Here is a 24,281-nt window from a genome sequence, read left to right as displayed (position 1 = left end):
AAGATGAGAACATCGATAATGCTGATATAAATCGCTATCGGTAAAACTCGTTGTTAGTGAATAGGTCAGTACATTTAACTCAGGCAATCTTGTGAAGAAGTTTTGATGGAATTCGTCAAAAGTTATTGGAGTGTCAGAAGAGAATATTACTACAGTGAGAAGATACCCCCGTTACGGCTATCTTCCCGATGATTTTTAAGTGGGGAACTGGCTATTTTTATGATTTATCTGTATTAGCTCAATTAATCGACCATACGAATCAAAATAGCGACTTGGCCAGATTTCAGAGGGATGTATTTCGAGGTAGTTAGCAATAATCCATTCGCCTTTCGGCCACGGACGACTGAGTACATTGGCCAATGTAGAAGAACTGAGTCCTGCTTCACGGGAGACTACCGACAAGGTTGTACCACGCTTACGCAACTCAGCAATAATGTCGGCTTGATGCCAATCATTTCTAACATTATTCATTCCTGCTACCCCTTCCATTAATTAATATTGATGGTGGCGATAGCAGACACACTGGTAGAAACTTCCTACCAGTGGATCGTCCTATACAAGGCTGCGAAACCCTGACCATTAGATTGTGCCAATGGCGCGATTACTTTAACTGATTAGTTTATCTGACTCAATAACTGAATCACTAACACCAACCGTTAATTCAGCGCCAATTCAACATATTAAGTCGTTTTTCTGGTTTTATTGGCAACCCATTCATCCACTTCTTCTGCTATCCATAACATGGAACAGATACCCAACTTGCGAGGCTTGGGAAAATTCCCCTGCCGAATTAAATGGTCGATTTGTGATTTTTCTAGCCCAGTCTTCTGCATTACATAATCCAGACGAATAAAAGTCAGAGTTTCCATCATTCCAGACCTCCCTGACTATAAACCCGTTCAACATAACGCCCACGACCATCCCCATGACCCAGATCCATTGAAACCAATGCCCGTGCTTCCTGCCGACTAAAACCACTCTGTTGGTAAAAACTCAGTGCATCCTGCGCCCATGCATAGCGCAAACTATGGGGGGAATGACAACCTATTAAACCAATCCTTGTGGTATGTGCCCGCCAATAGTTCATGGCTTGCTTGAGATCTGGTTTATCAATCAACCTGCCACCACGTTGTTCTGCAATGGTAATTGCCTGCTCAACAGCCTCTTTCACAGCAGCGACATCTAATACACGGGTTTGTCTTGGTCTACCACCTTTTGTACCAAAAACAACATGCAGTTTCGGTTCTGGTTGCTCTAACTGTTTCCGCCAGCTTTTCAATGAAGCACTGCATTGCACCGCTTCCTGAGAACGTAACCCCATCAAACGGGCAAGTTTCAGTGTGACGGCAAATCCGGCATCACGTTCAAGCACCTTCTGATAAACAACCTGAAATGTAGCATCAGGGAGCGCCTGTTTCGTTCCGGCACGACTGGTTCCACTTAATCCCAATGCCTGGTTGCTCAAACGCGGAGAGGTTTCCAGTTTTTCCCTGCCAGCCATGCGGAAAATATTACGCAGCGCAGACATTTCATTTTGCACAGTGCGTTTAGCAATACCCTGAGATAAACGAGTATCAACGTAATGCTCCACATGCTTGGTTTTTAAATGACTGAGACTTTTAACCTGAATATTCAGGCTCAATAACAACGCACCCAGACGCCCTGCAATCCTAATACGGTCATGACAGGTTTTGTGGCTGCCACCACCCTGCCGGGCAAAAAACTTTAATTCCTTAATCAATCTGCTCATCTGCTTCTCCCTACTTATACCTGACAACATGCAATCTCTGGCGCGCGACAATGCTGACAAAACAGGAAATGCCTGCTTTGTTCTTGACGGATATCTGTGCGCCAGAGTGAACGCGGGTTGAGGTATTGCGGGGTATCGGTTAAGTACGCTGTACTGCCGCCTGCATAAACAGGTCATCCCCACTGGCAAAAATCCAGCCTCGATATCGTCAAGTTCTCCTTTTGATGCTTTTTCAATCTAAAATGCAGTGTCAGATTCACTGCGCTGTTAAGCAGGCATAAGCCTGTAATCGTCATGTTGTCCTTTTGCTGCGGCGTCACTTTCAGCGGTAAACCTGCAAAAGTGACGCCTTAAGCCTTGTAAACGGTCAGCAAAAGTAGTGCAGCGTTGAAGTGCCAGCAGGCACAGCAAAACACCGCAAAGTTAAGTATCAAACGGTAGCAATGAGCTAATTGTTTAGGTGTAGAGAGGCTGTCCGCTGAATATTTCAAGCAGACACAGCTAGAAATGAACTGGATGCGTGAAAGCAATCCTGCTCATTGAAGTGAAATGAGATCAAGACGTAGCTCAATCCCACTATGCGAAAGGCTATCACCTAACGCTAATGTGAAAAGTAAGCGAGCGCGTGTTTCAGCCCACTTGAAGTCAAATATAAAATAAGAGTGGATCTTCCCCACCCTGAAGCCAGCTACGAAAGGCAATGGAAATCATAACCTAAAGCGCCTAAGTATCCTTGGTACTCAATCCAGTTAAAAGACCTTCATCGCCGAACTCGCTAGGATGTTCATACTGGCGATATCTGCTTCCAAAGATGTGCAGATGTACCGCAATTCTTGCTCTCCCTTTCAGGCTACAGGAGTTTTTCTAGTCGCTCGAAAGCGCTTCCTCTCAGACTATGGAAGCATTGATGACCATCGGAGATGGTGATTAAGAAAATTGAAATTAACTGATTGCTCTAAATGTATCAATAACTAATTTTAATCAAAATAAAACGACCAAAAGCGTACTTTCATATAGTTAATTTGAATATTTTTATGATTAACGTTATAAAATTAAAAGTATTTTTATATGTTGTCCAACTTGGATTTACCTAATTAATCGAAATTATTATCGTACTGTGATTTGGCTAATCTAGGACTGTAATTTATATTCTGATTCGCCAACTTAAGATAAATATCCTAATTAACCCGAATTATATTTAAGCCATCACTCACTATAATTCTGGTCAAGCACTAACTTGGCAGATTCCAATTTTAATTCGGGGATGAAAGTTCTTTTCATTATGTCATCTGTTTAATCGTTGAAGTAAGAATATCACCTCTATGGGGGTAAGCAAAATTAGAGTGCCACATCAAATAAAGAGCGCCCATATATACATAACAAAGTCATTAGGACTTTTATAGAAAGAGACATATTAATCACAATAAATTGAATACATGCCCCAAAATAGGGCGTACTTGACAAACCCTTAATGGATTGGGTGTGTGGAGACTAATCGGTTGGTCGATTACCGATAAAAAAATATGCTGTTGTGGTTTACTCTGAATTACGAACTCTATTGAATGACAGGCTAAAGTTCAGATCAATAATAAACTCACAACAGCATCCCTAATGATCAGTCAGGGAATTATCACACTATAAAAGTGATAATCAATATATAAGGTTAAGTTTACTGGCCTTACAATAGATGTAATCACCTATCAGATGAATGAGTTAATCCCTGTTAGATTAGCAGTGAATTTCCACAGCCTTAAAGCTTCTTGTGGATCGACTGCATATTCGCAAACTCCAACGAATGGTTCCGAATATTCTGCCGCTAGAGCAGTAACATCACAATCTTCACAGTACAATCCACCAAGTCCGTTAAGCATAGGGCTGGTAGCTGCCCATATTTCTGTAGCTGCCCCCTGAGCTGTTGATTTGAAGGTCGGATCAATAGGATTTCCAGCTTCATCCACCCACCCTTCTCCTACCATCTCTTCATTTGTCAGATGGCGCTGAAGTGGAGTGAAAATTTTTCCAGGATGCAAAGAGAATGCCCGGATATCACGACTTTTTCCATAACTATCAAGCTGGAGAGCAAACAGAATATTAGCAGTTTTAGACTGGCCATAAGCAAGCCATTTATCATATCCTGTTGTGAACTGAATATCATTCCAACGAATCGGCGAGTTGTGATGACCAGCTGATGAAACACATACAACTCTTCCACCAGAACGAATATTATGCCAGATTAAATTCACGAGAACATAATGACCCACATGGTTAGTTGCAAACTGGGACTCCCACCCAGAACCAACCCTGCGTTTCGGGCATGCCATAATGCCTGCATTGCATAAAACATAATCAAATTGGTATCGATTTGCAGTAACAATCGAAGCCAACTTTTTTACTGATGAGATGTCTGAAAGGTCTAGTGGGAGAATAGTGATGTTAATCAGTTCACTCAGACTACGAGCAGCTAACTCAACATCTCTTGCACCGACTACGACGTGTACACCCGCGGCTGAAAGTGCTTTTGTTGCCTCAAAGCCTATTCCTGAGTGCCCCCCAGTTATGAAGGCAGTTTTACCTTTTAGCTCCAACCCCTCAAGGACATCGGTAGCAGTTGATGATGCGTTGAATCCTGATTTAATCGGCTTTTGTGCTGTCATAATATCCTCTTGAACTTACGATAATTCTGCTGTGAAATGAGGTAAGTAAAACTCTTCCAAAGCAGATATCTCCTTATCATCTAGGGTCATTTCCACGCTTCGGACGTTATCGGTGAGTTGCTCAACTGACGTCACTCCAATTATAGGAGATATAATTGCAGGCTTAGATAATAGCCAAGCAAGAGCAACATGTGCTGGCTTGCATTCCCTATCCTTCGCAATTTTATTAAGCACAGAGATAATCTTAGCATCACTAGCTTTGGCTGATTCATAAAGCCACGACTGTACTTTGTCAGATTTAGTGCGGACGGTCTCGCCACTTTTAGCAAGCTTCCCACGTGCCAATGGGCTCCATGGTGTTACCCCAACCCCTTCATAGTGGCAGTACGGAAGCATTTCCCGTTCTTCTTCTCTATTTATGAGATTGTAATGATTTTGCATACTGATAAACGGTGTCCAGCCATTAACTCGAGCAACAGTTTGTGCTTGAATGAATTGCCAGGTTCTCATTGAAGAGGCTCCTATGTATCGAACCTTACCTAAACGCACTAAGTCATTTAAAGCAGACATGGTTTCTTCGATTGGTGTATTCGGATCCCAGCGATGAATAATATATAAATCAATATAATCCGTTTGTAGTCGCTTGAGACTTCTATCAACTTGGAAAAATATTTCTTTACGTGACAATCCTCCTGATTGAGGAGTGTCGGTCATTTTTTCATAAACCTTCGTCGCGATCACAACATCATCACGTTTGGCATGCTTTTTCAGACACTCACCCAGGATTTCTTCACTAGACCCAAGGGAATAAATATTTGCAGTGTCAAAAAAATTGATTCCTAACTCTAATGACTTAATGATAATTTTTTCACTGCTTGCAAAGTCCAGAGTCCAGGGATGGGTTCCCTTGGATGGTTCTCCAAAAGACATACATCCAAGAGCTAGTCGGGATACAACAAGTCCAGATTTACCAAGGTGAGAATACAGCAAGGGTCGCCTCCTTAGTTATTAAGTTCGGTAAGTCGTGACCATGATGTTTCCTGCTCATCCAGCGGAATATCAAGGCTCGAAAGGTACATTGCGGTCATCCAGCAATGCCCAGCCAAATGTGTCGCATCAGCAATTTCACCTTGAGTGTAAAATTCGTTTAGATGACGGAATGCTGATGGAGAGGCTTTGCCATCATTAATACATTCGGTGATATATCGAACCATTGCTTTTCTACGAGGCTCCATAGCGTCATAGTTACCATTCTCTATGTCGTTAATTTCTTTTTCAGATAAGCCAGCTTTGATAGCTAATGGATAATGGATAAGACGCTCAAACTCACTGTTTACTAATTTAGCTACACGCATAACGATGATTTCACGTTCATAGTCATTGAGGTAGCCTTTAGTAAGCGCACCACCTAAAGCTAAGTGAGGACCTGCTGAGCACTTTGTAAGAAGCAGGCTACGCGTCAGATTTGAAGGAAATTTCTCGTAAATACTCAGTTGCTCCTGAGTAAAATCCTTAACGTCGGTCAATTGTACCAATGAATTACCCATGTATTTCTCCTCATGCAGGTTGTTGGTTAATTTTACTATTAAGAATTCCGAAAACCTCTTTAGAAGTATTTTCGTTAATATCTATTAAATCGCTAATAAATCCGTCTGGCCTTACAATGATACAAACAGACCTACTGGGAAGGAGATTTTTGAGCAGCCCCAGCACTTTTCCGCTTAGATTAACTAAACTTGCCCCACTCACCGATTTTAATGCAAGATCAAAATAATTCGTCCAGTCGGAATAAATGTAATGATTACCAGGCCAGAATAAGACGGTATATTTTGTCAGGCTAAGATAAGGTGCCAAAAAACTTTTACTCCACTCCAGAGGAATACGTCTTCCTGATTCAAGAAGATTTTTTCCCTCAGAAAGCTCCCCATGCGGTATATCAATTTGTGCAATTCTAGGAGACAACAATTTATCTACTAATCCAGTTTTCGATGCTAATCTAAATGCAAAATCACGAGCAAATATAGCCTGCCTGTTCTTATACAGACTGACATTCGCCAGAAATGTAGAGAGCTTAGATGTGCGATTGATTCCATTAACTCTCTCTTCAGAGTAAGAATCAAGAAAAGATGATTGATACTCACCTCGAATAACACCAGCAAGCTTCCACCCTAAATTAACTGCATCCTGAAACCCACTATTCATACCTTGAGCACCAGAAGGACTCATGGCATGGGCCGCATCACCTACAAGAAAAACATTTCCATTTCTGTAAGATGAAGCTGAACGAACATGAGCATTAAATATTCCACAAAAATTCATATGTCCCAGAGTCTTCTTACCAGGAACACGATCATGGAGAATAGATTCAAAAAACTCTCGGTTTATTTCCCCTTTGTAATCTGTTGGGACACTTGCCCCTACACGAAATAATCCATCACCGATAGGAGCCAATACCATATTACCGTTTCTGTGCAAGTAGTAACCGACTTCACGACTTGTAGATTCGCTAACCAACTCAGCATCAGTGATAGCAAGTCTTGTTTCCATCTGGAAACCATCAAAAGTGAAACCAAAGCACTCTCTGACCTTGCTGGAGTAACCATCGGCCCCTACTACCCAGGAAAAAGGTTCATGGCTAATTTTTCCAGCTGCATCACGCAAGGTTACATTTACTAAATCAGAATCATTATGGCCATCAATAAATTCACATCCATATTCAATGAAAATACCTTTATCATTGAGGCGATCTTCCAAAATTTTTTCGGTTTTCCATTGTGGAATGGTAATTCCATAACGATAGTTTGTATATTTCAATCTATCAAAACAAATATTTCCAATCATTTTTTTATTTGAATAATAATTCATTTGATCAAAATAGTGTCCCGCCTGGATAATTCCGCTTGATACTCCTGTACGTGATAAAAGTTCAAGAACCCGTGGCCAGATGATAGTTGCTTTTGAATGCGGTGAGAATCGTTCATGTTTAGATATTATTCCCGCCTTAATACCAAACAAAGATAGCTCCAATGCAGTGAGCATCCCTACAGGTCCTCCCCCAACAATTAAAACATTATTTTCATTTTCAGCATATATCATGCAATTGGCTCCGCTTTTTATTAGCTCGAAAAAGATTTAAAACCACTATTGAAAAGATGAAGCAGATGACAGAAATGGCTATAAGCAGTAGTGATGTAGAGGCTATAATATTATTATGATCTTTGTTAATTACTTGTCCCCCAATAATGGATACAGGCTCAAAATTCCCACGCAAGTTGACACTAAATAGTGTAACAACTGAGAATATCAAAGGAATAAAAATTGACTCTCCTCCGATTCTGAACGTGTTAAATATACCCGCTGCCAGTCCCGTTTGATGATTCGGAACAGAACTTACCGCTAATCCGTCAATATAAGAAAGTGAAATTCCAAATGAACTACCAAGTATAAACATTGCAAGTTCATAATGATACAAATTATCCGTCCCTATGATCTTGAATAGATATAAAGGTGATATAACAAGTATCAACAATGTTACCTTCAACAAAAAAATATCGTTAAGTCGATTTCTAAATTTGGCAATCATGGGTGGGAAAACCAATGAAGGCAGTGTAGCAATTGTCATTATTGAGCCAATTTGCAAACTTGAGAACTCAGTCGCTTCCTTTAAAAAATAAGGAAAATAAAACATAATGCTAATATAACCAAATCCTAGTAGTAGAGATGAAATGCTCATTGCAGAAAAAATTCTATTTCTGAATATACTTAGATCGATCATAGGATTTTTAGATTTTTTCTCAATTTTAATAAATAAGTAACCCAATAAAACGGATGTGAGCAGTAAAATTTCAGTACAACTATCTTCTAATGACCAAACTGGGAGGAATGATATTAACGTAACCGTAGTAAGAAGAAATAAGGTTAGCAATATACCGCCAATCCAATCAAAACTATGCTTTGAATGAACAGTGACATCCTCAATGTAATTCAATGAAATAAACAATACAATTAGTAAAAAAGCCATGCTGATGCTGAATATGCTCCAACCATGCTCTACATAATTTAACGCTGAAGCAATAAGAGGCCCACTGATCATTCCAATACCCAGGAAAATCCCAAATATAGAAAAAGCACGAGGTCTTTTCACCTCCTCCAGATGTGAAACAAGAAGAGATGTTGCGGAAGTTGTAACCGCAGCTGCGGCGATGCCACTGATAGCACGGAATAGCAAAACCAAACCATCTTAAAAGGGAGAAGATAATATCCTTGCATCATGAAACCGTGTCCATATTGATTTATAAGGATAAAATTAATGGTGGTGATTTATGGCAGCATCTCAGGATGGCTAAAAACCGTATCGTAAACGCGATGGAAGTTATGAGCGCAGAGGAAAAATCAAAAATAGGATCAGTATTGATCATCGCCCAAAAATTGTTGATAAAAAGCAGCGTATTGGTGATTGGGAAGGGGGTACTATCGTTGGAAAAGATCATAAAAGTTCATTATTAACATGAGTTGAACGAAAATCGCTATTTACTGTCATAATTAAACTTGAAAATAAAACAGCGGAAGGTGTTGCAAAAGCGACAACAAGGAATTTATTAGATATAAAACAAAATGTTAAAACCATCACCTTTGATAATGGATTGGAATTTGCCGAACACAAACTTATCAGTAAAAATTTAGAGATAAAGATTTATTTTACCCACCCTTATTCACCTTGGGAAAGAGGAATCAATGAGAACATCAATGGATTAATCAGAGACTACTTCCCAAAAGGGACCGATTTTAATCAGGTATCAGAGCGGGAGATAAATCTCGTCGCAAATCGATTAAATAAACGCCCACGGAAGACACGGGATTACAAAACACCGGATAAGTTATTCAAAGGAATACCCACTCGTTTACTTCGTTTATAATGGTGTTGCAATTATTATGTGAATGCAAGATATTAGGCATAGAGATGAGAACTATCCAGAAATGCATTCAGAAATCCAAGAAATTAAAGACACTTAATCGATAGGCTTTAAACTCATAGCCAATGATAATTTCATAAAAATTACACTTAATCAAATTTATCAAAATCTGAAGAAATTAGGTATTGAATATAAGTAAAATCTTTAGCAAGATCCTCTTTTTCTAATATAGAAAAGACCTCATTTATGAATAATTAATAATCACTGAAAAACCTAAAAACCATACATGAGGCCTGAACGAGATCACTACAAAACACCTACAACTTCCATACAAGTCTTAGTAGGTAACCACATTTCGAGATTTGAATTATCTTCTGGTTCAGCCCGTAAGAAACCATACTGCTGATAAAATGGAATAATGCTTGGATTTGTTGGATCAACAAATAACCCAATAACTGAGATTTGTTGTGAAACTAATACTGTCCGACGGATAGCATCAATTAGTAATTTCTCGCCTAATCCTTGTCCCTGATATAAACGATTTACAGCGAGACGAGCTAGTTTTATTGTATTGAGAGGATGTGGATACTTTTTATAATCTTTATGAACGGGGGGAATTAACACAGAATAACCTGTAAGTGTGTAATACCCTAAAATAGTTGTTGGCTCTGAAGCCCGACAGGCAACATACATTTTTGAGATATGCTTGATAGTTTTCTGTCGGGCTTGTTGTTGTAAAAATTTATTTAACTCATAAACACCACAATCAAATACCTTACGATTATGTTGTTGAGTTATTTCTTCAATTATCATGGACATTCACAACATCCTTGTAATTTTTTGCTGCTTTCATTAATTTCTCATTTGCTTTTGGCGGATTTTCTAACGCCGCAAATAGTGCATCTGCACCAGCCATCGAGAGTTGTAATGTTTCAGCACGCTCAATAACATTTTTGGCTCTATCCATTGCCGCTTCAATAAGGAATTGAGAAAGCGTTGCGCCAGAATAATCGGCTGCTCTTTGTATAAACTCTTGTATTTCTAAAGATGTTCGCGCAACTAAACGGGTTTCTTTGCGTTCTGAGTAGATGGACATAATCTTACCTTTTGGATATAGATAAATCATAGATGGTGCCATTATGGCACACAAAATCAATCTCCACCAAATTGTATGTCATTATGGCATACAAAAACTCATGATCTCATCACGGCAAGCCCACCAACTCCACCGCCTCCCTCACCAATTGACCCACCTTCTTCCACGCCTTATCTCGGATCAACTCCCTTGTGTCACTGTCTGCGGTACAATCGCGCCTTTATGCCGGATCACAACCCCTGCGAGCTGATGCCCCATTAATGCTGAATCATGAATCGATTTCCCATTTAATAGCCCCGCGATAAAACCCGCATTAAACGCATCACCTGCCGATGTGGTATCAACAACAGGTGTAACAGGTTGAGTCTTAATATGTTGTATAGCATTGCAGCCACTTAAGTCACGATAAAAACAACCCTGTTCACCCGCTTTGATAATGGCTTGTTTAACCCCCATGCTTTTCAGGCGATTAAAACTTTCCTCAGTCGACGTATCGCCCCATAGACTCACTTCATCATCGTCAGTGACTAAGGCAACATCAGTGATGGCATATATTTGCTGATAACACTCACGAGCTTGTGTTTTATTTCCCCATAAGGCCGGACGATAGTTACTGTCAAAGAAAATCACTTTTCCTTCAGAAGATAACTTTTTCAAATCAATGAGCAGCAATTGGCGATCATGTTCGGGCAAAATAGCCAGGCTGATCCCACTGAGGTAGAGCACATCCATGCTCTGTAATTGCTGACGCAATCTGGGATAATCAGGATGCTGCAAGAGATAACGCGCCGCCGAGTTATTACGCCAGTAAAGAAACGTGCGCTCACCTTTTTCATCAAGCTGGATCAGGTATAAACCGGGCTGATGTGCATTATCACGCAACACTAACGATGTATTAATTCCCTCTTGCTGCCAAGATGAGATCATGCCTTCGCTCAAGGGATCAGTACCCATCGCCGTGACGAAATGGACATCAAACTTCTTGCCGCCAGCACGAGCCAGATAAACCGCACTATTCAGTACATCACCGCCATAGCTTTGTGTCATAGCACCAAATGGGATGCCATTTAGCTCAATCATACATTCGCCAATCAGAGCAATTTTCTGCCTCTGCATCTTTTAATCCTTCACAGCCTGAAAATAACGTTCCGCATTATTAAAGCAGATATCCTGAACTATCTGTCCCAACATTTTTTCATCATGGGGAATTTCACCATTTTCGACCCAGTTCCCCAACATATTACAGAGAATGCGACGAAAATATTCATGGCGGGTATAGGATAAGAAACTGCGTGAATCTGTCAGCATACCGACAAACTGGCTTAATAAGCCTAATTGGGAGAGTTGCTCTAATTGACGCTGCATACCGTCTTTTTGATCGTTAAACCACCAGCCCGATCCAAATTGGATTTTACCTCCAGGATTTTTCCCACCTTGCGCAAGGCTTCCGCCCTGAAAGTTGCCTGTCATAGTTGCGATCACTTCATTATCGCGAGGGTTTAAGCAATAAAGGATGGTCTTCGGTAATTCATCTGTTTTATCCATCTCATCCAGCAAGCGAGATAATGGGTAAGCGATAGGATTATCCCCGATAGAATCAAAGCCGCTGTCTGGCCCTAACCGATTAAACATACGTGTGTTGTTATTACGCAAGGCGCCAATATGCATTTGCATCACCCAACTGCGTTTTGCGTATTGCTTACCTAGCCAAACCAACACTGCTGTTGTGAATTGTGCTATTTCTAATTCACTGAGTAATTGCTCTTGTCTGCGCTTTTGCAAAATAATATCTAACACTTTTTCGTCAGGTATCGGTGCATAACGCAATTGTTCAATCCCATGATCCGAAGCTACACAACCGTGATCCTGAAAGTGTTCGAGGCGACGCTCTAATGCCTGCAATAAATCAGCAAAACGCCCGATAGCGACATCTGCGGCTTCTTCTAACCGTTCGAGATAATCACAAAAATCTGGCAACTCAATTTTAAAGACTTTATCCGGGCGCCAGCTTGGTAATATTTTGATGGTAAAGTCTTTATCTTTGGCGATCTGTTGATGATATTCGAGAGAATCAATGGGATCATCCGTTGTTCCTGCCATTCGTACCTGCATTTGCTGCATAATGCCGCGGGCTGAAAATTCACCTTGAGAAAGTTTCTCGTTCGCCTCATGCCAGATAGCCTCTGCGGTATCAGGCCCAAATAATTTTCCGTTAATGCCAAATGGACATCGCAACTCCAGATGTGTCCAGTGATAAAGTGGATTGCCGATCGTCAGGGGAACCGTGTTCGCCCATGCGAGGTATTTTTCGTAGTCACTGCTTTCCGTACCGGTAATAAGCACTTCTTCAATTCCTGCCGCACGCATCGCACGCCATTTATAATGATCGCCCTCCAGCCAGATTTGACCAAGATTGTGGAAGCTGCGGTTTTGCGCAATCTCTTTTGGATTGAGATGACAGTGATAATCATAGATAGGCATCAACGCAGCGTAATCATGATAAAGGCTGCGGGCAACGTCATTATTTAACAGGAAGTCTTCACACATAAAGGTTTTCATGATGTTTTCCTCTATGGTCAAAGGGCTGCAACCGCCTGGCGGGCACCAACATTCAGTAAGTTCTGGTAAGCTTTGGTTACTTTATTGACAAATTCACGGTTTTTGACCAACTTTTTACCGAAGATCGATTCAATCGCCAGTAGCTCTTTCACCACATCTTCCGCCACAGCAACAGAATAATCGTATTTGGCAAAAATCGCCGCAAAGGTCTCTTTTAATGGATCACGCACATCAATGGGCTGACCTTGCTCATCCACACCGCTGATATAACGCATCCAACCTGCTACACCGAGCGCTAAACAGCGATAATCACTTCCCCTCAAAAGGTGCCATTCAATGGAATCAATCATGCGCTGTGGCAATTTCTGGCTGCCATCCGTCGCAATTTGCCCTGTCTGGTGTTTTAACGCAGGATTAGTGAACCGTTCGATCAATTTATCCGCATAAGCCATTAAGTCGCTATCTTCTGGCATCGACAGTGTTGGCGCTTGTTCGTTTAGCATCAGTGCATACACTGCCCGACGATAATCAGCATTTTTCATGGTATCGGAAATATGCGTATAACCGCCCAAATAACCCAGATAGGCCAAAAATGAATGAGCGCCATTTAACATGCGCAATTTCATCATTTCAAATGGCGCCACATTATCCACGAATTGTGCACCAGCCAGATCCCAATCTGGACGCCCATTCACGAAGTTATCTTCAATGACCCATTGACGGAAAGGTTCGCAGGCAATAGCACACGGATCTTCAATACCTAGCTGTTGGGCAATTTCGGTTAACGTTTCTGGTGTAGCAGCCGGCACAATGCGATCCACCATCGTGCAGGGAAATGTCACTTGCTTTTCTATCCACTGTGCCAATTTTTCGTCCTGCAAACGTGCCAGACCTAACACGGCCTCACGGGCAACATGCCCATTTTCCCGGACGTTATCACACGACAAAATCGTCACCGCAGGCAGGCTTCGTTCAAAACGCAATTTTAAGGCCGCCGTGATATATCCTATGGCTGATCTCGGCACAGCAGGATTAGCAATATCTTTAATAATCAGCTCATTATTTGGATCTAAACGCCCTGTTGTGGCATCGGTACAATAGCCTTTTTCAGTGATTGTTAAAGAAATGATTGCGACATCAGGGTTCGCCATTTTTTCGATAATTGCCTGAGCACCATCAATTAATGGGTGCATCCCTTCTTTCATTGAGCCAATAATTTTTAATGTGGTTTTTCCCTGCTCTTTCTCTGAGACGGTATAGCGCATGGATTGTTTTTTAAGATTTTCGATCAACGAAGCACCGTTTAGCGTCAAATTAACTTCACAATATCCCCAATCACTGTCTGTTTGTTCTAATACGTGATGGGTATAAAGCGCCTGATGCGCACGATGGAATGCACCGCAGCCTAAATGCACAATACGGGAAGTCAGGCGTTCGGTTGTCCAGTGAGGGCATGGGACTGAGGTTATCGCAGTGACAAGATTTTTTTCCATAATGGCACGATGGATACCCAACTCAAGGCCACGAATTTCAGCCAGCCCTTTCAGACGGCCGATTGCGGAATAGCCGGGGTTAATTTTCTTTTTCAAATCATCAAGTATCTGATGACCATGATCAGGCCGCATTGGAATAAGGTGATTTTCACCCACTGCCAACCTGCGATGCTCTTCCTCCGCAACCGCTTTGATCACTTCATACATATCTACATCACCAGCAAGATGTGCCGCTTCGTGGAACGTGGATGGGTTTTCTTCACGTACCGTTGAACGCAAGTGGAGGAAATAGATACGGGAAGCAAATGATTTGATCATCTTCACCAAATCATTATCCGCGCGCACGCCGTAAGATCCGGTGCACATCGTATAACCATTGGCATTACTGTCTATCGTTTCGGCTATCCAACGCATATCCTCTATTGTAGAAATAATGCGTGGCAGGCCTAAGATCTCACGAGGGGGATCATCAGGATGAACGGCCATTTTGATGCCGATTTCTTCCGCAACCGGAATGATCTTTTGCAGGAAATAAGCAAAATGCTCACGCAATTTGGCCTTATCAATTCCTGTATAACGTTTTAGGTGTTGGCGAAATTGTTCTAAGGTATAACCTTCCTCTGCACCGGGCAGACCAGCGATGATCGTATTTGTCAGTTTTTGTTTTTCTTCTTCCGTCATTGAAGTGAAGCGTGATTGTGCTTGCACAATTTCATCATCGGAATACGCCTTTTCTGCGCCATGACGTTGCAAAATATGGATATCAAAAACAGCAAATTCGATTTGATCAAAGCGCAACGCTTTTGAGCCATCAGGTAATTCATATTCAAGATCAGTACGTGTCCAATCCAGAACAGGCATAAAGTTGTAGCATACTGTTTTGACCCCGCAAGCAGCGAGGTTACGCAAGGTTTGTTGATAATTTTCGATCCATCGATCGTACTCCCCGGTATGCGTCTTGATATCTTCATGAATGGGAACACTTTCTACAACTGTCCACTCAAGTTGACTGACTTCAATCAGTGCCTTACGCTGTTTTATCTCCTCGATAGGCCAGACTTCACCATTAGGAATATGGTGTAATGCCGTCACAATCCCTGTTGCTCCCGCCTGACGGATATCCGCTAATGAAACAGGATCTTCAGGCCCATACCAACGCCAGGTTTGTTTCATCATTCCCCCCTATAACTAATTCAAGACTAATTCAGGTAACCATAAACTCAATTGCGGCAGATATGTCACCAGCGCCAGCGCCGAGATCAGCGCAACATACATCGGGAGCAGTGGCTTCAGTACCTTATCAATGCTCACATCCCCCACAGAGCAACCCACAAATAAGGCACTGCCTACGGGCGGAGTACAAATTCCAATGGCCAGATTAAACGTCATAATGATGCCAAAATGAACAGGGTCGATCCCCATATTCATCGCAACGGGCAAGAAAATCGGTGTGAAGATCAAAATGGCAGGTGTCATATCCATAAAGGTCCCCACAATTAGCAGGATGATATTGATGACTAGCAGAATGGTCAGCGGATTATCAGAAACCATCATCAACGCATCCGCAATCAGATACGGCAGATCAGCATTGGCCATCGCCCAGGACATGCCCATTGATACGCCAATCAGCAGTAAAACAATCGATGTGGTAACGGCAGAATCGAGAATAATTTTGGGCAGTTGTTTGAAACTCACTTCACGATAGATAACCACTGCGAGAATAAAACTGTAGAGAACGGCAATAGCTGATGCCTCTGTCGCCGTGAAGATCCCGGCAATAATCCCGCCCATAATCACCACAATGAGCATTAATGACGGTATTGCTTGCCACGCTGTAGCAAAAAATTCTCTCCAGGTTGGCCGGGGTGAAACAGGATAGCGCTTCCTCTTGGCAATAATGGCAGACACGGCCATGAGTGAAATCCCCATAATAATGCCGGGGATATAACCTGCCAGGAACAAGGCAGCAATAGATGTTCCCCCCGAAACCAGCGAGTACACAATCAAGGTATTGCTAGGCGGGATCAGCAAACCAGAAGGACAAGAAGCGATATTTACAGCAGCAGACAACTCAGGATCGTAGCCTTCTTTTCTTTGCATCGGCGCCATTGTTCCCCCGACCGCAGCAGCGGATGCTACGGCCGAGCCTGAAATTGCCCCGAACAACATGTTCGCCATGATATTGACGTGCATTAATGATCCCGGCAAACGGCCGCCAATCACTTTAGCCAGATTGATCAAACGTGCAGCTATCCCGCCTTGATTCATCATATTTCCAGCAAGGATAAAGAATGGGATCGCCAATAAAGAGAAGTTATCGACTCCCGCAGCCATACGCTGTGCGACAACCGTGATCGCAGATTCCAGCGGCAATGTCATCGTAATAGCGACTAACGAAGATAAGCCGATTGCAAAAGAAACGGGGACACTCAATGCCAGTAATAGTGCAAATGTGCCAAAGAGTGCGGCAATGACAGACCAATCCATACTCTAACCTCTTATCTACCCTTCATCTTTCAAGTGAATGATTCTCAGACATAACGGGTGGTTGACCAGAAAAATGCTGAACAATTGAGATCACATCAACAAGCGCATAGAAAATCATCAATATTCCGCTAACAGGCAAACATAAATAGATGTATCCCATCTTCCAGCCTAATACAGGTGTGATTTGACCATTTTCCAGTGTCGATAAAACAAGCAGACTGCCACCATAAAGCAGCACAATGGAAGAAAATGAAATAATTGCTGCCTGAATAATCAGGCCAATAATACTTTTCTTTATTCCTGTTAATTTCATCATCAGTAGCTCGATAGCAAGATGACGATGTTGCCCGGTGGTATATGCAGCGCCAATCATTGCGACCCACATAAACAGATAACGTGCTAATTCATCTGTCTCGGTGCTCGGTGCATCTAAGACATAACGTGAAATTACCTGCCATGACACACATAAAACCAGAAAGGCCAGCAGGCAGATGGTAAAAAACGCCAAGCTTTTATTGGTCATCTCTACAAAGTTTTTCATTTACCCCATTCCTGTCATTTTGGTTTACCAACTAAAAGACCACATAGAGATTATAATCTATACTGATCGCACTAAAGACATTGAAATAAGTATCTGAAAAAGAGAGTAATAGATCACAAAACAAAAAAGGTAAACCAATAATATCTATTTTTGTGATATTGGGATACCAATTTTGATTTTGATCTTTGTCTGACAAGTGAAAATCTGATTATTATTTACCCAAATAAGAAAATAACAAAAACCTATCTTTATCTCTGGAGAACCAATCATGCAGAACAACAAACGACAGGTTTTAGGTATAGTCAGTATGGCGACTGGTGTAATGCTTATGCTGAACGTATCTCAGGCTTTCGCCGTGACGACACTGAAACTTAGCCATAACCAGAATCGAGACCATGCAGTCCATAAAGCCATGACCGAGTTCGCTAATGAAGTGAAAGAAAAAACCAACGGGGAAGTCCGTATTCGCATCTATTCTGATTCTCAATTGGGCAACCAACGTGAATCCATTGAATTGATGCAAAACGGCGCTTTAGATATTGCTAAATCCAATGCGGCAGAATTAGAAGCCTTTTCTCCGGCTTATTCCATTTTTAACCTGCCCTATTTATTCCGCGATAAAGCGCACTATCAACACGTCATCAATAGTGATATCGGTAAAGAAATCCTCGATTCAAGTCAAGATATTGGGTTTATTGGCCTCACTTACTATGATGCAGGTGCACGCAGTTTTTATGCAAAAAAACCGATTAGAGCGCCTGAAGATCTAAAAGGCTTGAAAATTCGCGTACAACCCAGCCCGACGGCCATTACAATGGTGAAAAAGCTAAAAGCGAGTCCAACACCATTAGCTTATGGTGAACTCTATACCGCATTGCAACAAGGGGTTGTGGATGCGGCTGAGAACAACATAACTTCTTTCACGTTAAGCCGCCATAGTGAAGTGACAAAATTCTTTTCCCTGGATGAACATACGATGATCCCTGATGTCCTGTTAATATCAAACAACTCATTGAATAAATTAACCACTGAACAGCAAGAGATTGTGAAAAAAGCAGCTCTGAATTCTTCAAAATACATGATTCAACTTTGGGAAAAATCAGAACAGGAACAACGCGCAAAAGCAGAAAAACAAGGTGTTGAGTTTATTGTCGTGGATAAGACCCTCTTTCAAAACGCGGTTAATCCTATGTATGACGATATTGCTAAAACTCAACCGGAATTATTCGAAATGGTAAATAGAGTGCGTAAAATAGAATAATTTTCTCTCAAGCCCCTCTGTTGCAACAAGAATAGGTGGTTATATTTCTGGCATTGATGTCTTAGAATAACATCATTTTTAGTCGTTCTACTTAAGTATATTACCTTACGGCGGCATTAATGATGAACTTTGCAGACCCCAAGCGTCCCTATCATGAAGTAGCCCAATCATTACGTCAGATGATTATAGATATGGATTATTCTCCCGGTGATCGTCTACCTACAGAACGAGAAATTGCAGAAAAGTTCGGCGTTTCTCGTACCCTTATTCGTGAAGCGTTAATTGTACTGGAATTGGAAAACCTCATTGAAGTACGCAAAAGCTCAGGTATTTATCTCATCCAATTGCCATGCTCTCATTCAAGCGATACGACTATCACTGCCGCCGGGCCTTTTGAGTTATTACAAGCGCGACAATTATTGGAAAGTAATATCGCTGAGTTTGCAGCGCTTCAGGTGACCCCGGTCGATATTGCCAATATGCGCAACGCGCTAGAAAAAGAGAAAAAAGATCTGGTGTCGGGAGCAAGTGAATCCGGTGATAGGGAATTTCATTTAGCCATCGCGCAGGCAACGCATAACAGTATGCTGGTTGAATTACTTAAGCAATCTTGGGAATGGCGTGAGAATAACCCTATGTGGATGAAATTACATAGCCGAATTACCAATACTGACTATCGTAAAGCGTGGTTGAGTGATCATCAGGCAATTTTGGCGGCTATGATCAAAAAAGATCCCGCGGCAGCGAAGCAAACGATGTGGCAACATTTAGAAAATGTGAAACAAAGTTTGCTTGAATTATCCGATGTGGATGATCCTAATTTTGATGGGTATTTGTTTGAGTCGTATCCGGTGGGGATTGGGAAGTGAGTTTTTAACGCTGAGCTGGCTGAAAATCTCAAGACCCCGGAAGATCTGAGCCAGCTTTGCCGCTTTTTTAAAAACTGACCGTTTTGAAACCACTTTTAAGGCTGAATTCTGGCTGCTTATCTGGGGCATGAAAAGTAACAGCCTAAATCTGGTTCTAATCCCTGAATGCTATTTCTGGAGTGACGGAAGTCTGTCCAGAAAGAAGCCTGCCCGCAGTAGAAGGTGCCATTTCCATTGCTTTAATACCATCAGCTAAGTCTATAACGGTTGGGATAGGAATGCATTCCTTTCATTATCCAGATATTTTTATATTAAAGAAATAGTTAGTTATTCTCCCACAAAATAAAACAAATATTTTAAAATATTATCTTATATACTTATAAACGTTATTTAACCAAAGTTCTATTATTCTAAATAGCTTATATGGAATTAAAAACTTACCCATCTCCTTTAATTGAAATGCTCCTTCGGTTAACATTATTTTTATTATTAATAAATTGCATTGAAATTTAAATAACCAAGATCGCCATCACCATTTAATAAAATAACCCAAGACCTCACTTTACATTCTAACTCTTTGGCGATACATTCCCAATAATACAGATAATTGACATTATTTATCCTCATCAAAAAAAATAATTAATGGCTATAAAACAATCTGGTAATAAAAATCATATTAGTTCGCTTTATTACCAAGATTAAATTATTTCGGTAAAGATTTAATATTAAAAAACCCAATTAATTGGCTCATTAAATAATAAAAATAACATAAATTCATTTGATGTTATTTTTTTACTTAAAAAGCTGAATCGTTTCAATTAATTATAGGAAGATAATCATCGATGTTTCATCTATTGTTACAAGATATCCATCTGGCAGCATCTGCTACCGATAAAGAAAGTGCTATTCGCCAAGTCGCCACAGCACTCACCGCGGCGGGATATGCCAGTAAAGAATACGTCGAAGGCATGCTGGAACGTGAAACACACTCTTCAACCTATCTGGGTAATGGTATTGCCATCCCACATGGCACCCATACAACCCGCAACAACGTACTGAAAACCGGCGTACAAGTGATGCAATTTCCGAACGGGATCGACTGGGGCGATAACCAAACCGTCTACCTTGTTATCGGCATTGCGGCAAAATCCGACGAACACCTTAATCTGCTGCATCAGTTGATCCCGATCATTCGTGATGAAAACCGCGCCAGTCGGATGGCAAAAACTACCGATGTAAATGAACTCTATCATTTATTAATGAACACCAAATCCGCCTATGTGCTGGATAACTCCACGCTCACATTGGATATTGACGCACATGACCTGACAACCTTACAGGCAATAAACATCTCTCGGCTACAACAAGCCAATGCCGTGAATGCAAAATTTATGGCCGATGTCTTTACCAAGCCACCAATACACCTTGGCCAAGGTATCTGGCTCAGTGACAGTTCGCAGGGCAATTTGCACAATGCAATTGCTATCTCCCGTCCCAAAACTCCTTTTACTGTTGATAAACAACCCGTTGGATTGTTATTAACCATCGCTTGCGCAGACGATCAACTGCACGGTTTTCTAGATAATCTCAACACCCTGCTGCAACAAGGTAAAGGTGAGTCCCTGTTGCGTGCCAAAAATAGCACAGCCATCGTAGAACTACTGACAATGGATGTAGCACAAGAAACGATACTGCCTCAAAAAAACGCACTGACCGCAGATTTTATCCTACCTAATAAACATGGCCTGCATACCCGCCCCAGTGCACTTCTGGTTAACACCATCAAACAATTCCATAGCCAAATCACCATCACCTATCTTGATGGAAACAACATTCCCGTCGATGGGAGTAAGCTGATGCAAGTTGCAGGCTTAGGCGTTAAACAAGGCGAACGGATTCGTTTTACCGCGGTCGGCTCCGATGCCAAAGAGGCCCTGCTCGCCATTGAATCCCTTATTAACAAAAACATGGGAGAGGAAATGGCATGAACAAAAAAGTCGCGACGATCACTCTGAACCCTGCTTATGATCTGATTGGACGGGTTGAAAACATCAAAACCGGCGAAGTCAATCTTATCCAGACCGCGGGATTATATCCGGCAGGCAAAGGCATCAATGTCGGCAAGATCCTAAAAACACTCGGTATCGACGTCACCGTAGGTGGTTTTCTGGGCAAAGAAAACCAAAGTACCTTTCAAAAACACTTTGCAGAACTAGGTATCGTCAATCGATTTCAGGTTGTAGAAGGACGAACACGCACCAACGTCAAACTGACTGAACAGAATGGCTTGGTTACTGATTTCAACTTTTCAGGATCCAGCGTCAGCAAAGAAGAGTGGCAACGTTTCGCCAAAGATTCCATCCAGTGGCTAAGTGAATTCAATATGGTGTGCGTAAGCGGCAGCCTGCCAACGGGTGTAGAACTGGATGACTTCACTGAATGGATGCAACGCCTACGCGAAACCTGTATGTGCGTGGTATTTGATAGCAGTCGAGAAGCCCTGACTGCCGGGCTCAAGGCTCTACCGTGGATGGTCAAACCCAACCGCCGCGAACTGGAAATCTGGGCGGGGCGGCCTTTACCAACATTCGAAGATATCATCACTGCCGCCCATCAACTGCGTGCTACGGAGATCTCGCATGTTGTCGTTTCATTGGGCGAAGAAGGCGCGGTTTTGGTCAATTCAGCGGGAATCTGGCTCGCTAAACCACCGCGTTGCGAAATCGTCAGCACTGTTGGCGCTGGTGATGCAATGGTCGGCGGACTGATTTACGGCATGATGATGGGGCAAGACAGTGAGCACACATTACGCCTTGCTACCGCCATCTCCGCCATGACTGTCAGCCAAAACAACATTGGGAACATCGACCGGCAACAACTCGCCCGATTCATGACAAAAGTCGAACTGACTGCGTTCCCCCCTTATCCATCGAAAAACAACAATAAGAAGAGAACATCATGAAAACACTCATTATCAGCAACGATAAACAAGGACAGGCGCGCGCTTACCTCGCTAAACATATATTGGAAAATACAGCCGTCAGGCATGAACTTTCTCTTGTTACCGATGTGGACAATGCCGAGCTGGTGATCATTATCGGTGAATCTGCACCAACCTCACTTAACCTGCAAGGCAAAAAAGCCTTCACAGGCCCTGCTGAACAAGCGATCCGTGAACCGGAAGCATTTATCCATCATGCCAAAACAAAAGCCAATATTTACCAACAGCAAAATATCGTCAGCACGGATCAACAAAACCCCATCAATATCATCGCCATCACCGCCTGTCCGACAGGTGTTGCCCATACATTTATGGCAGCCAAAGCGCTGGAGACCGAAGCCCAAAACCGTGGCTGGCAGATCAAAGTAGAAACCCGTGGTTCCGTGGGAACCAACAACGTGATTACCGACATAGAAATTGCAGCAGCGGATTTGGTGATTGTAGCGGCAGATATTGATATAGATCTCTCGCCATTCTCTGGCAAACGCCTCTATCGTACCTCCACCGGCGCAGCCTTGAAAAGAACCGCTCAAGAACTGGATAACGCATTGACTGAAGCCGAGATTTACACAGCCACAGGCAGTACTTCCACCGCCAACGCTTTCAATCCGTCCACCAATAAAAAACAGGAAAGCCTCAGTATCTATCAACACTTGATGACCGGCGTATCCTACATGCTGCCGATGGTTGTCGCAGGCGGATTGTGCATTGCACTGTCATTTGTATTCGGCATTGAGGCCTTCAAAGAACCCGGCACATTAGCATCAGCACTCATGCAAATCGGTGGCGGCTCCGCACTTGCTTTAATGGTGCCCATACTTGCAGGTTATATCGCCTATTCCATCACAGGACGCACCGGATTAGCGCCCGGACTTATTGGTGGTATGCTTGCTGTCAGCACTGGCGCGGGATTTCTCGGTGGTATTATCGCGGGCTTCCTTGCGGGCTACGTTGCCAAACTCCTGACAACCAAACTGCATCTACCGCAAAGCATGGAGGCGTTAAAACCGATTTTAATCATCCCATTAGTTGCGGCGTTAGTCACCGGATTAACCATGATTTATATCGTGGGTAAACCCGTAGCCACAATTATGGAATGGCTGACCCACTGGCTGAAATCAATGGGAACCACCAACGCGGTGATCCTTGGCATGATTCTTGGCGGCATGATGTGTACGGATATGGGCGGTCCGGTTAACAAAGCGGCCTATGCGTTTGGTGTCGGGTTGTTAAGTGCACAGACCTATGGACCAATGGCGGCAATTATGGCCGCGGGGATGGTTCCACCATTAGCAATGTGGCTGGCAACCATGATTGCACGGAATAAGTTTGAGCAAAGTGAGCGCGAAGGTGGAAAAGCGGCACTGGTATTGGGGCTGTGTTTTATTACCGAAGGGGCGATCCCCTTTGCGGCGAAAGATCCAGTTAGAGTACTGCCAAGTTGTATTCTAGGTGGTGCAGTGACGGGGGCGCTTTCGATGTACTTTGGTGTGCAACTCATGGCACCACATGGTGGGTTGTTTGTATTATTAATTCCGGGAGCGATTACGCCTGTATTGACGTATTTAGGCGCTATTTTGGTTGGTGCAATACTAGCGGGTGGCGTTTATGGGGTGGTAAAGAGAAAGGAGATTGGGGTATAACCATCATTACTCGT

General features: G+C 42.4%; 20 protein-coding genes and 2 pseudogenes. 6 read left to right on the top strand and 16 right to left on the bottom strand.

Going from position 1 to position 24,281, the window contains the following annotated elements; all coding sequences use genetic code 11:
* Positions 1-195 precede the first annotated feature (195 nt).
* The 8 genes from ABLA85_RS06765 to ABLA85_RS06730 form a co-directional block, all read right to left on the bottom strand.
* On the bottom strand, positions 196-471 hold the full coding sequence (locus tag ABLA85_RS06765) for a helix-turn-helix domain-containing protein (RefSeq protein ID WP_367962492.1): 276 nt from the start codon (positions 469-471) through the stop codon (positions 196-198).
* A gap of 209 nt (positions 472-680) precedes the next feature.
* Positions 681-869, bottom strand: a complete 189-nt coding sequence (locus ABLA85_RS06760) for a helix-turn-helix transcriptional regulator (RefSeq protein WP_367962623.1) — start codon at positions 867-869, stop codon at positions 681-683.
* Positions 869-1,750 (bottom strand): integrase domain-containing protein, encoded by an 882-nt coding sequence (locus tag ABLA85_RS06755; RefSeq protein ID WP_367962490.1) that lies wholly within the window; start codon positions 1,748-1,750, stop codon positions 869-871. The genes ABLA85_RS06760 and ABLA85_RS06755 overlap by 1 nt, the downstream gene beginning before the upstream one ends.
* Before the next feature lie 1,700 nt (positions 1,751-3,450).
* Positions 3,451-4,404: an SDR family NAD(P)-dependent oxidoreductase gene (locus ABLA85_RS06750; protein ID WP_367962488.1), complete on the bottom strand. Its 954-nt coding sequence runs from the start codon at positions 4,402-4,404 to the stop codon at positions 3,451-3,453.
* A 15-nt stretch (positions 4,405-4,419) separates the two neighbouring features.
* Positions 4,420-5,394 carry an aldo/keto reductase gene (locus ABLA85_RS06745; RefSeq protein ID WP_367962487.1) on the bottom strand — a complete coding sequence of 325 codons (975 nt, stop codon included), beginning with the start codon at positions 5,392-5,394 and terminating at the stop codon, positions 4,420-4,422.
* Between the two features lie 11 nt (positions 5,395-5,405).
* A complete protein-coding gene (locus tag ABLA85_RS06740; protein ID WP_367962486.1) occupies positions 5,406-5,951 on the bottom strand; it encodes a carboxymuconolactone decarboxylase family protein in 546 nt (181 codons plus the stop codon).
* A gap of 10 nt (positions 5,952-5,961) precedes the next feature.
* A complete protein-coding gene (locus ABLA85_RS06735) occupies positions 5,962-7,500 on the bottom strand; it encodes an FAD-dependent oxidoreductase (RefSeq protein ID WP_367962485.1) in 1,539 nt (512 codons plus the stop codon).
* Complete coding sequence (locus ABLA85_RS06730) at positions 7,487-8,632, bottom strand: MFS transporter (RefSeq protein ID WP_367962483.1); 1,146 nt, start codon at positions 8,630-8,632, stop codon at positions 7,487-7,489. Before ABLA85_RS06730 ends, ABLA85_RS06735 begins: the two co-directional genes overlap by 14 nt.
* A 5-nt stretch (positions 8,633-8,637) precedes the next feature.
* Here ABLA85_RS06730 and ABLA85_RS06725 point away from each other — a divergent pair.
* Positions 8,638-9,320 (top strand): annotated as a pseudogene (locus ABLA85_RS06725) (IS30 family transposase); the annotation flags it as partial.
* A gap of 303 nt (positions 9,321-9,623) precedes the next feature.
* Here the strand turns inward: ABLA85_RS06725 and ABLA85_RS06720 are convergent.
* The 8 genes and pseudogenes from ABLA85_RS06720 to ABLA85_RS06685 all read right to left on the bottom strand — a co-directional run bounded on the left by ABLA85_RS06720 (position 9,624) and on the right by ABLA85_RS06685 (position 17,493).
* Positions 9,624-10,136: a GNAT family N-acetyltransferase gene (locus ABLA85_RS06720; RefSeq protein ID WP_367962481.1), complete on the bottom strand. Its 513-nt coding sequence runs from the start codon at positions 10,134-10,136 to the stop codon at positions 9,624-9,626.
* Positions 10,120-10,455: a DUF1778 domain-containing protein gene (locus ABLA85_RS06715; protein ID WP_367962479.1), complete on the bottom strand. Its 336-nt coding sequence runs from the start codon at positions 10,453-10,455 to the stop codon at positions 10,120-10,122. The genes ABLA85_RS06720 and ABLA85_RS06715 overlap by 17 nt, the downstream gene beginning before the upstream one ends.
* Positions 10,456-10,593: 138 nt before the next feature.
* Positions 10,594-11,529, bottom strand: a complete 936-nt coding sequence (locus tag ABLA85_RS06710; RefSeq protein ID WP_367962477.1) for a sugar kinase — start codon at positions 11,527-11,529, stop codon at positions 10,594-10,596.
* A 3-nt stretch (positions 11,530-11,532) separates the two neighbouring features.
* Entirely contained in the window at positions 11,533-12,972 is a 1,440-nt protein-coding gene (gene uxaC, locus ABLA85_RS06705) for a glucuronate isomerase (protein WP_367962475.1), read from the bottom strand.
* Positions 12,973-12,989: 17 nt separating this feature from the next.
* The gene (locus ABLA85_RS06700) at positions 12,990-14,465 is read right to left on the bottom strand and encodes a fructuronate reductase (protein ID WP_367962620.1); all 1,476 of its coding nucleotides are present in this window, start codon (positions 14,463-14,465) and stop codon (positions 12,990-12,992) included.
* Positions 14,457-15,638, bottom strand: a pseudogene (uxuA, locus tag ABLA85_RS06695) (mannonate dehydratase); the annotation flags it as partial. The gene ABLA85_RS06700 and the pseudogene uxuA, both read right to left, overlap by 9 nt.
* A gap of 15 nt (positions 15,639-15,653) precedes the next feature.
* Entirely contained in the window at positions 15,654-16,952 is a 1,299-nt protein-coding gene (locus ABLA85_RS06690) for a TRAP transporter large permease (RefSeq protein ID WP_367962472.1), read from the bottom strand.
* A gap of 22 nt (positions 16,953-16,974) precedes the next feature.
* Complete coding sequence (locus tag ABLA85_RS06685; RefSeq protein ID WP_367962470.1) at positions 16,975-17,493, bottom strand: TRAP transporter small permease; 519 nt, start codon at positions 17,491-17,493, stop codon at positions 16,975-16,977.
* Between the two features lie 268 nt (positions 17,494-17,761).
* Here ABLA85_RS06685 and ABLA85_RS06680 point away from each other — a divergent pair, with 268 nt between their 5' ends.
* From ABLA85_RS06680 to fruA, 5 genes are all read left to right on the top strand, one after another.
* Positions 17,762-18,754: a TRAP transporter substrate-binding protein gene (locus ABLA85_RS06680; RefSeq protein WP_367962468.1), complete on the top strand. Its 993-nt coding sequence runs from the start codon at positions 17,762-17,764 to the stop codon at positions 18,752-18,754.
* A 119-nt stretch (positions 18,755-18,873) separates the two neighbouring features.
* Positions 18,874-19,623: an FCD domain-containing protein gene (locus tag ABLA85_RS06675; protein WP_367962466.1), complete on the top strand. Its 750-nt coding sequence runs from the start codon at positions 18,874-18,876 to the stop codon at positions 19,621-19,623.
* A gap of 842 nt (positions 19,624-20,465) precedes the next feature.
* Positions 20,466-21,611: a fused PTS fructose transporter subunit IIA/HPr protein gene (fruB, locus tag ABLA85_RS06670; RefSeq protein ID WP_367962464.1), complete on the top strand. Its 1,146-nt coding sequence runs from the start codon at positions 20,466-20,468 to the stop codon at positions 21,609-21,611.
* Positions 21,608-22,585: a 1-phosphofructokinase gene (fruK, locus tag ABLA85_RS06665; RefSeq protein ID WP_367962462.1), complete on the top strand. Its 978-nt coding sequence runs from the start codon at positions 21,608-21,610 to the stop codon at positions 22,583-22,585. Before fruB ends, fruK begins: the two co-directional genes overlap by 4 nt.
* Positions 22,582-24,267 (top strand): PTS fructose transporter subunit IIBC, encoded by a 1,686-nt coding sequence (fruA, locus tag ABLA85_RS06660; protein WP_367962460.1) that lies wholly within the window; start codon positions 22,582-22,584, stop codon positions 24,265-24,267. Before fruK ends, fruA begins: the two co-directional genes overlap by 4 nt.
* Positions 24,268-24,281: the final 14 nt, after the last annotated feature.

The sequence above is a fragment of the Xenorhabdus sp. SGI246 genome (genome assembly GCF_040838225.1).
Classification (GTDB): Bacteria; Pseudomonadota; Gammaproteobacteria; order Enterobacterales; family Enterobacteriaceae; genus Xenorhabdus; species Xenorhabdus indica.
Note: the sequence above shows the minus strand (reverse complement) of the source record. Positions and strands in the feature narration are given on the sequence as shown.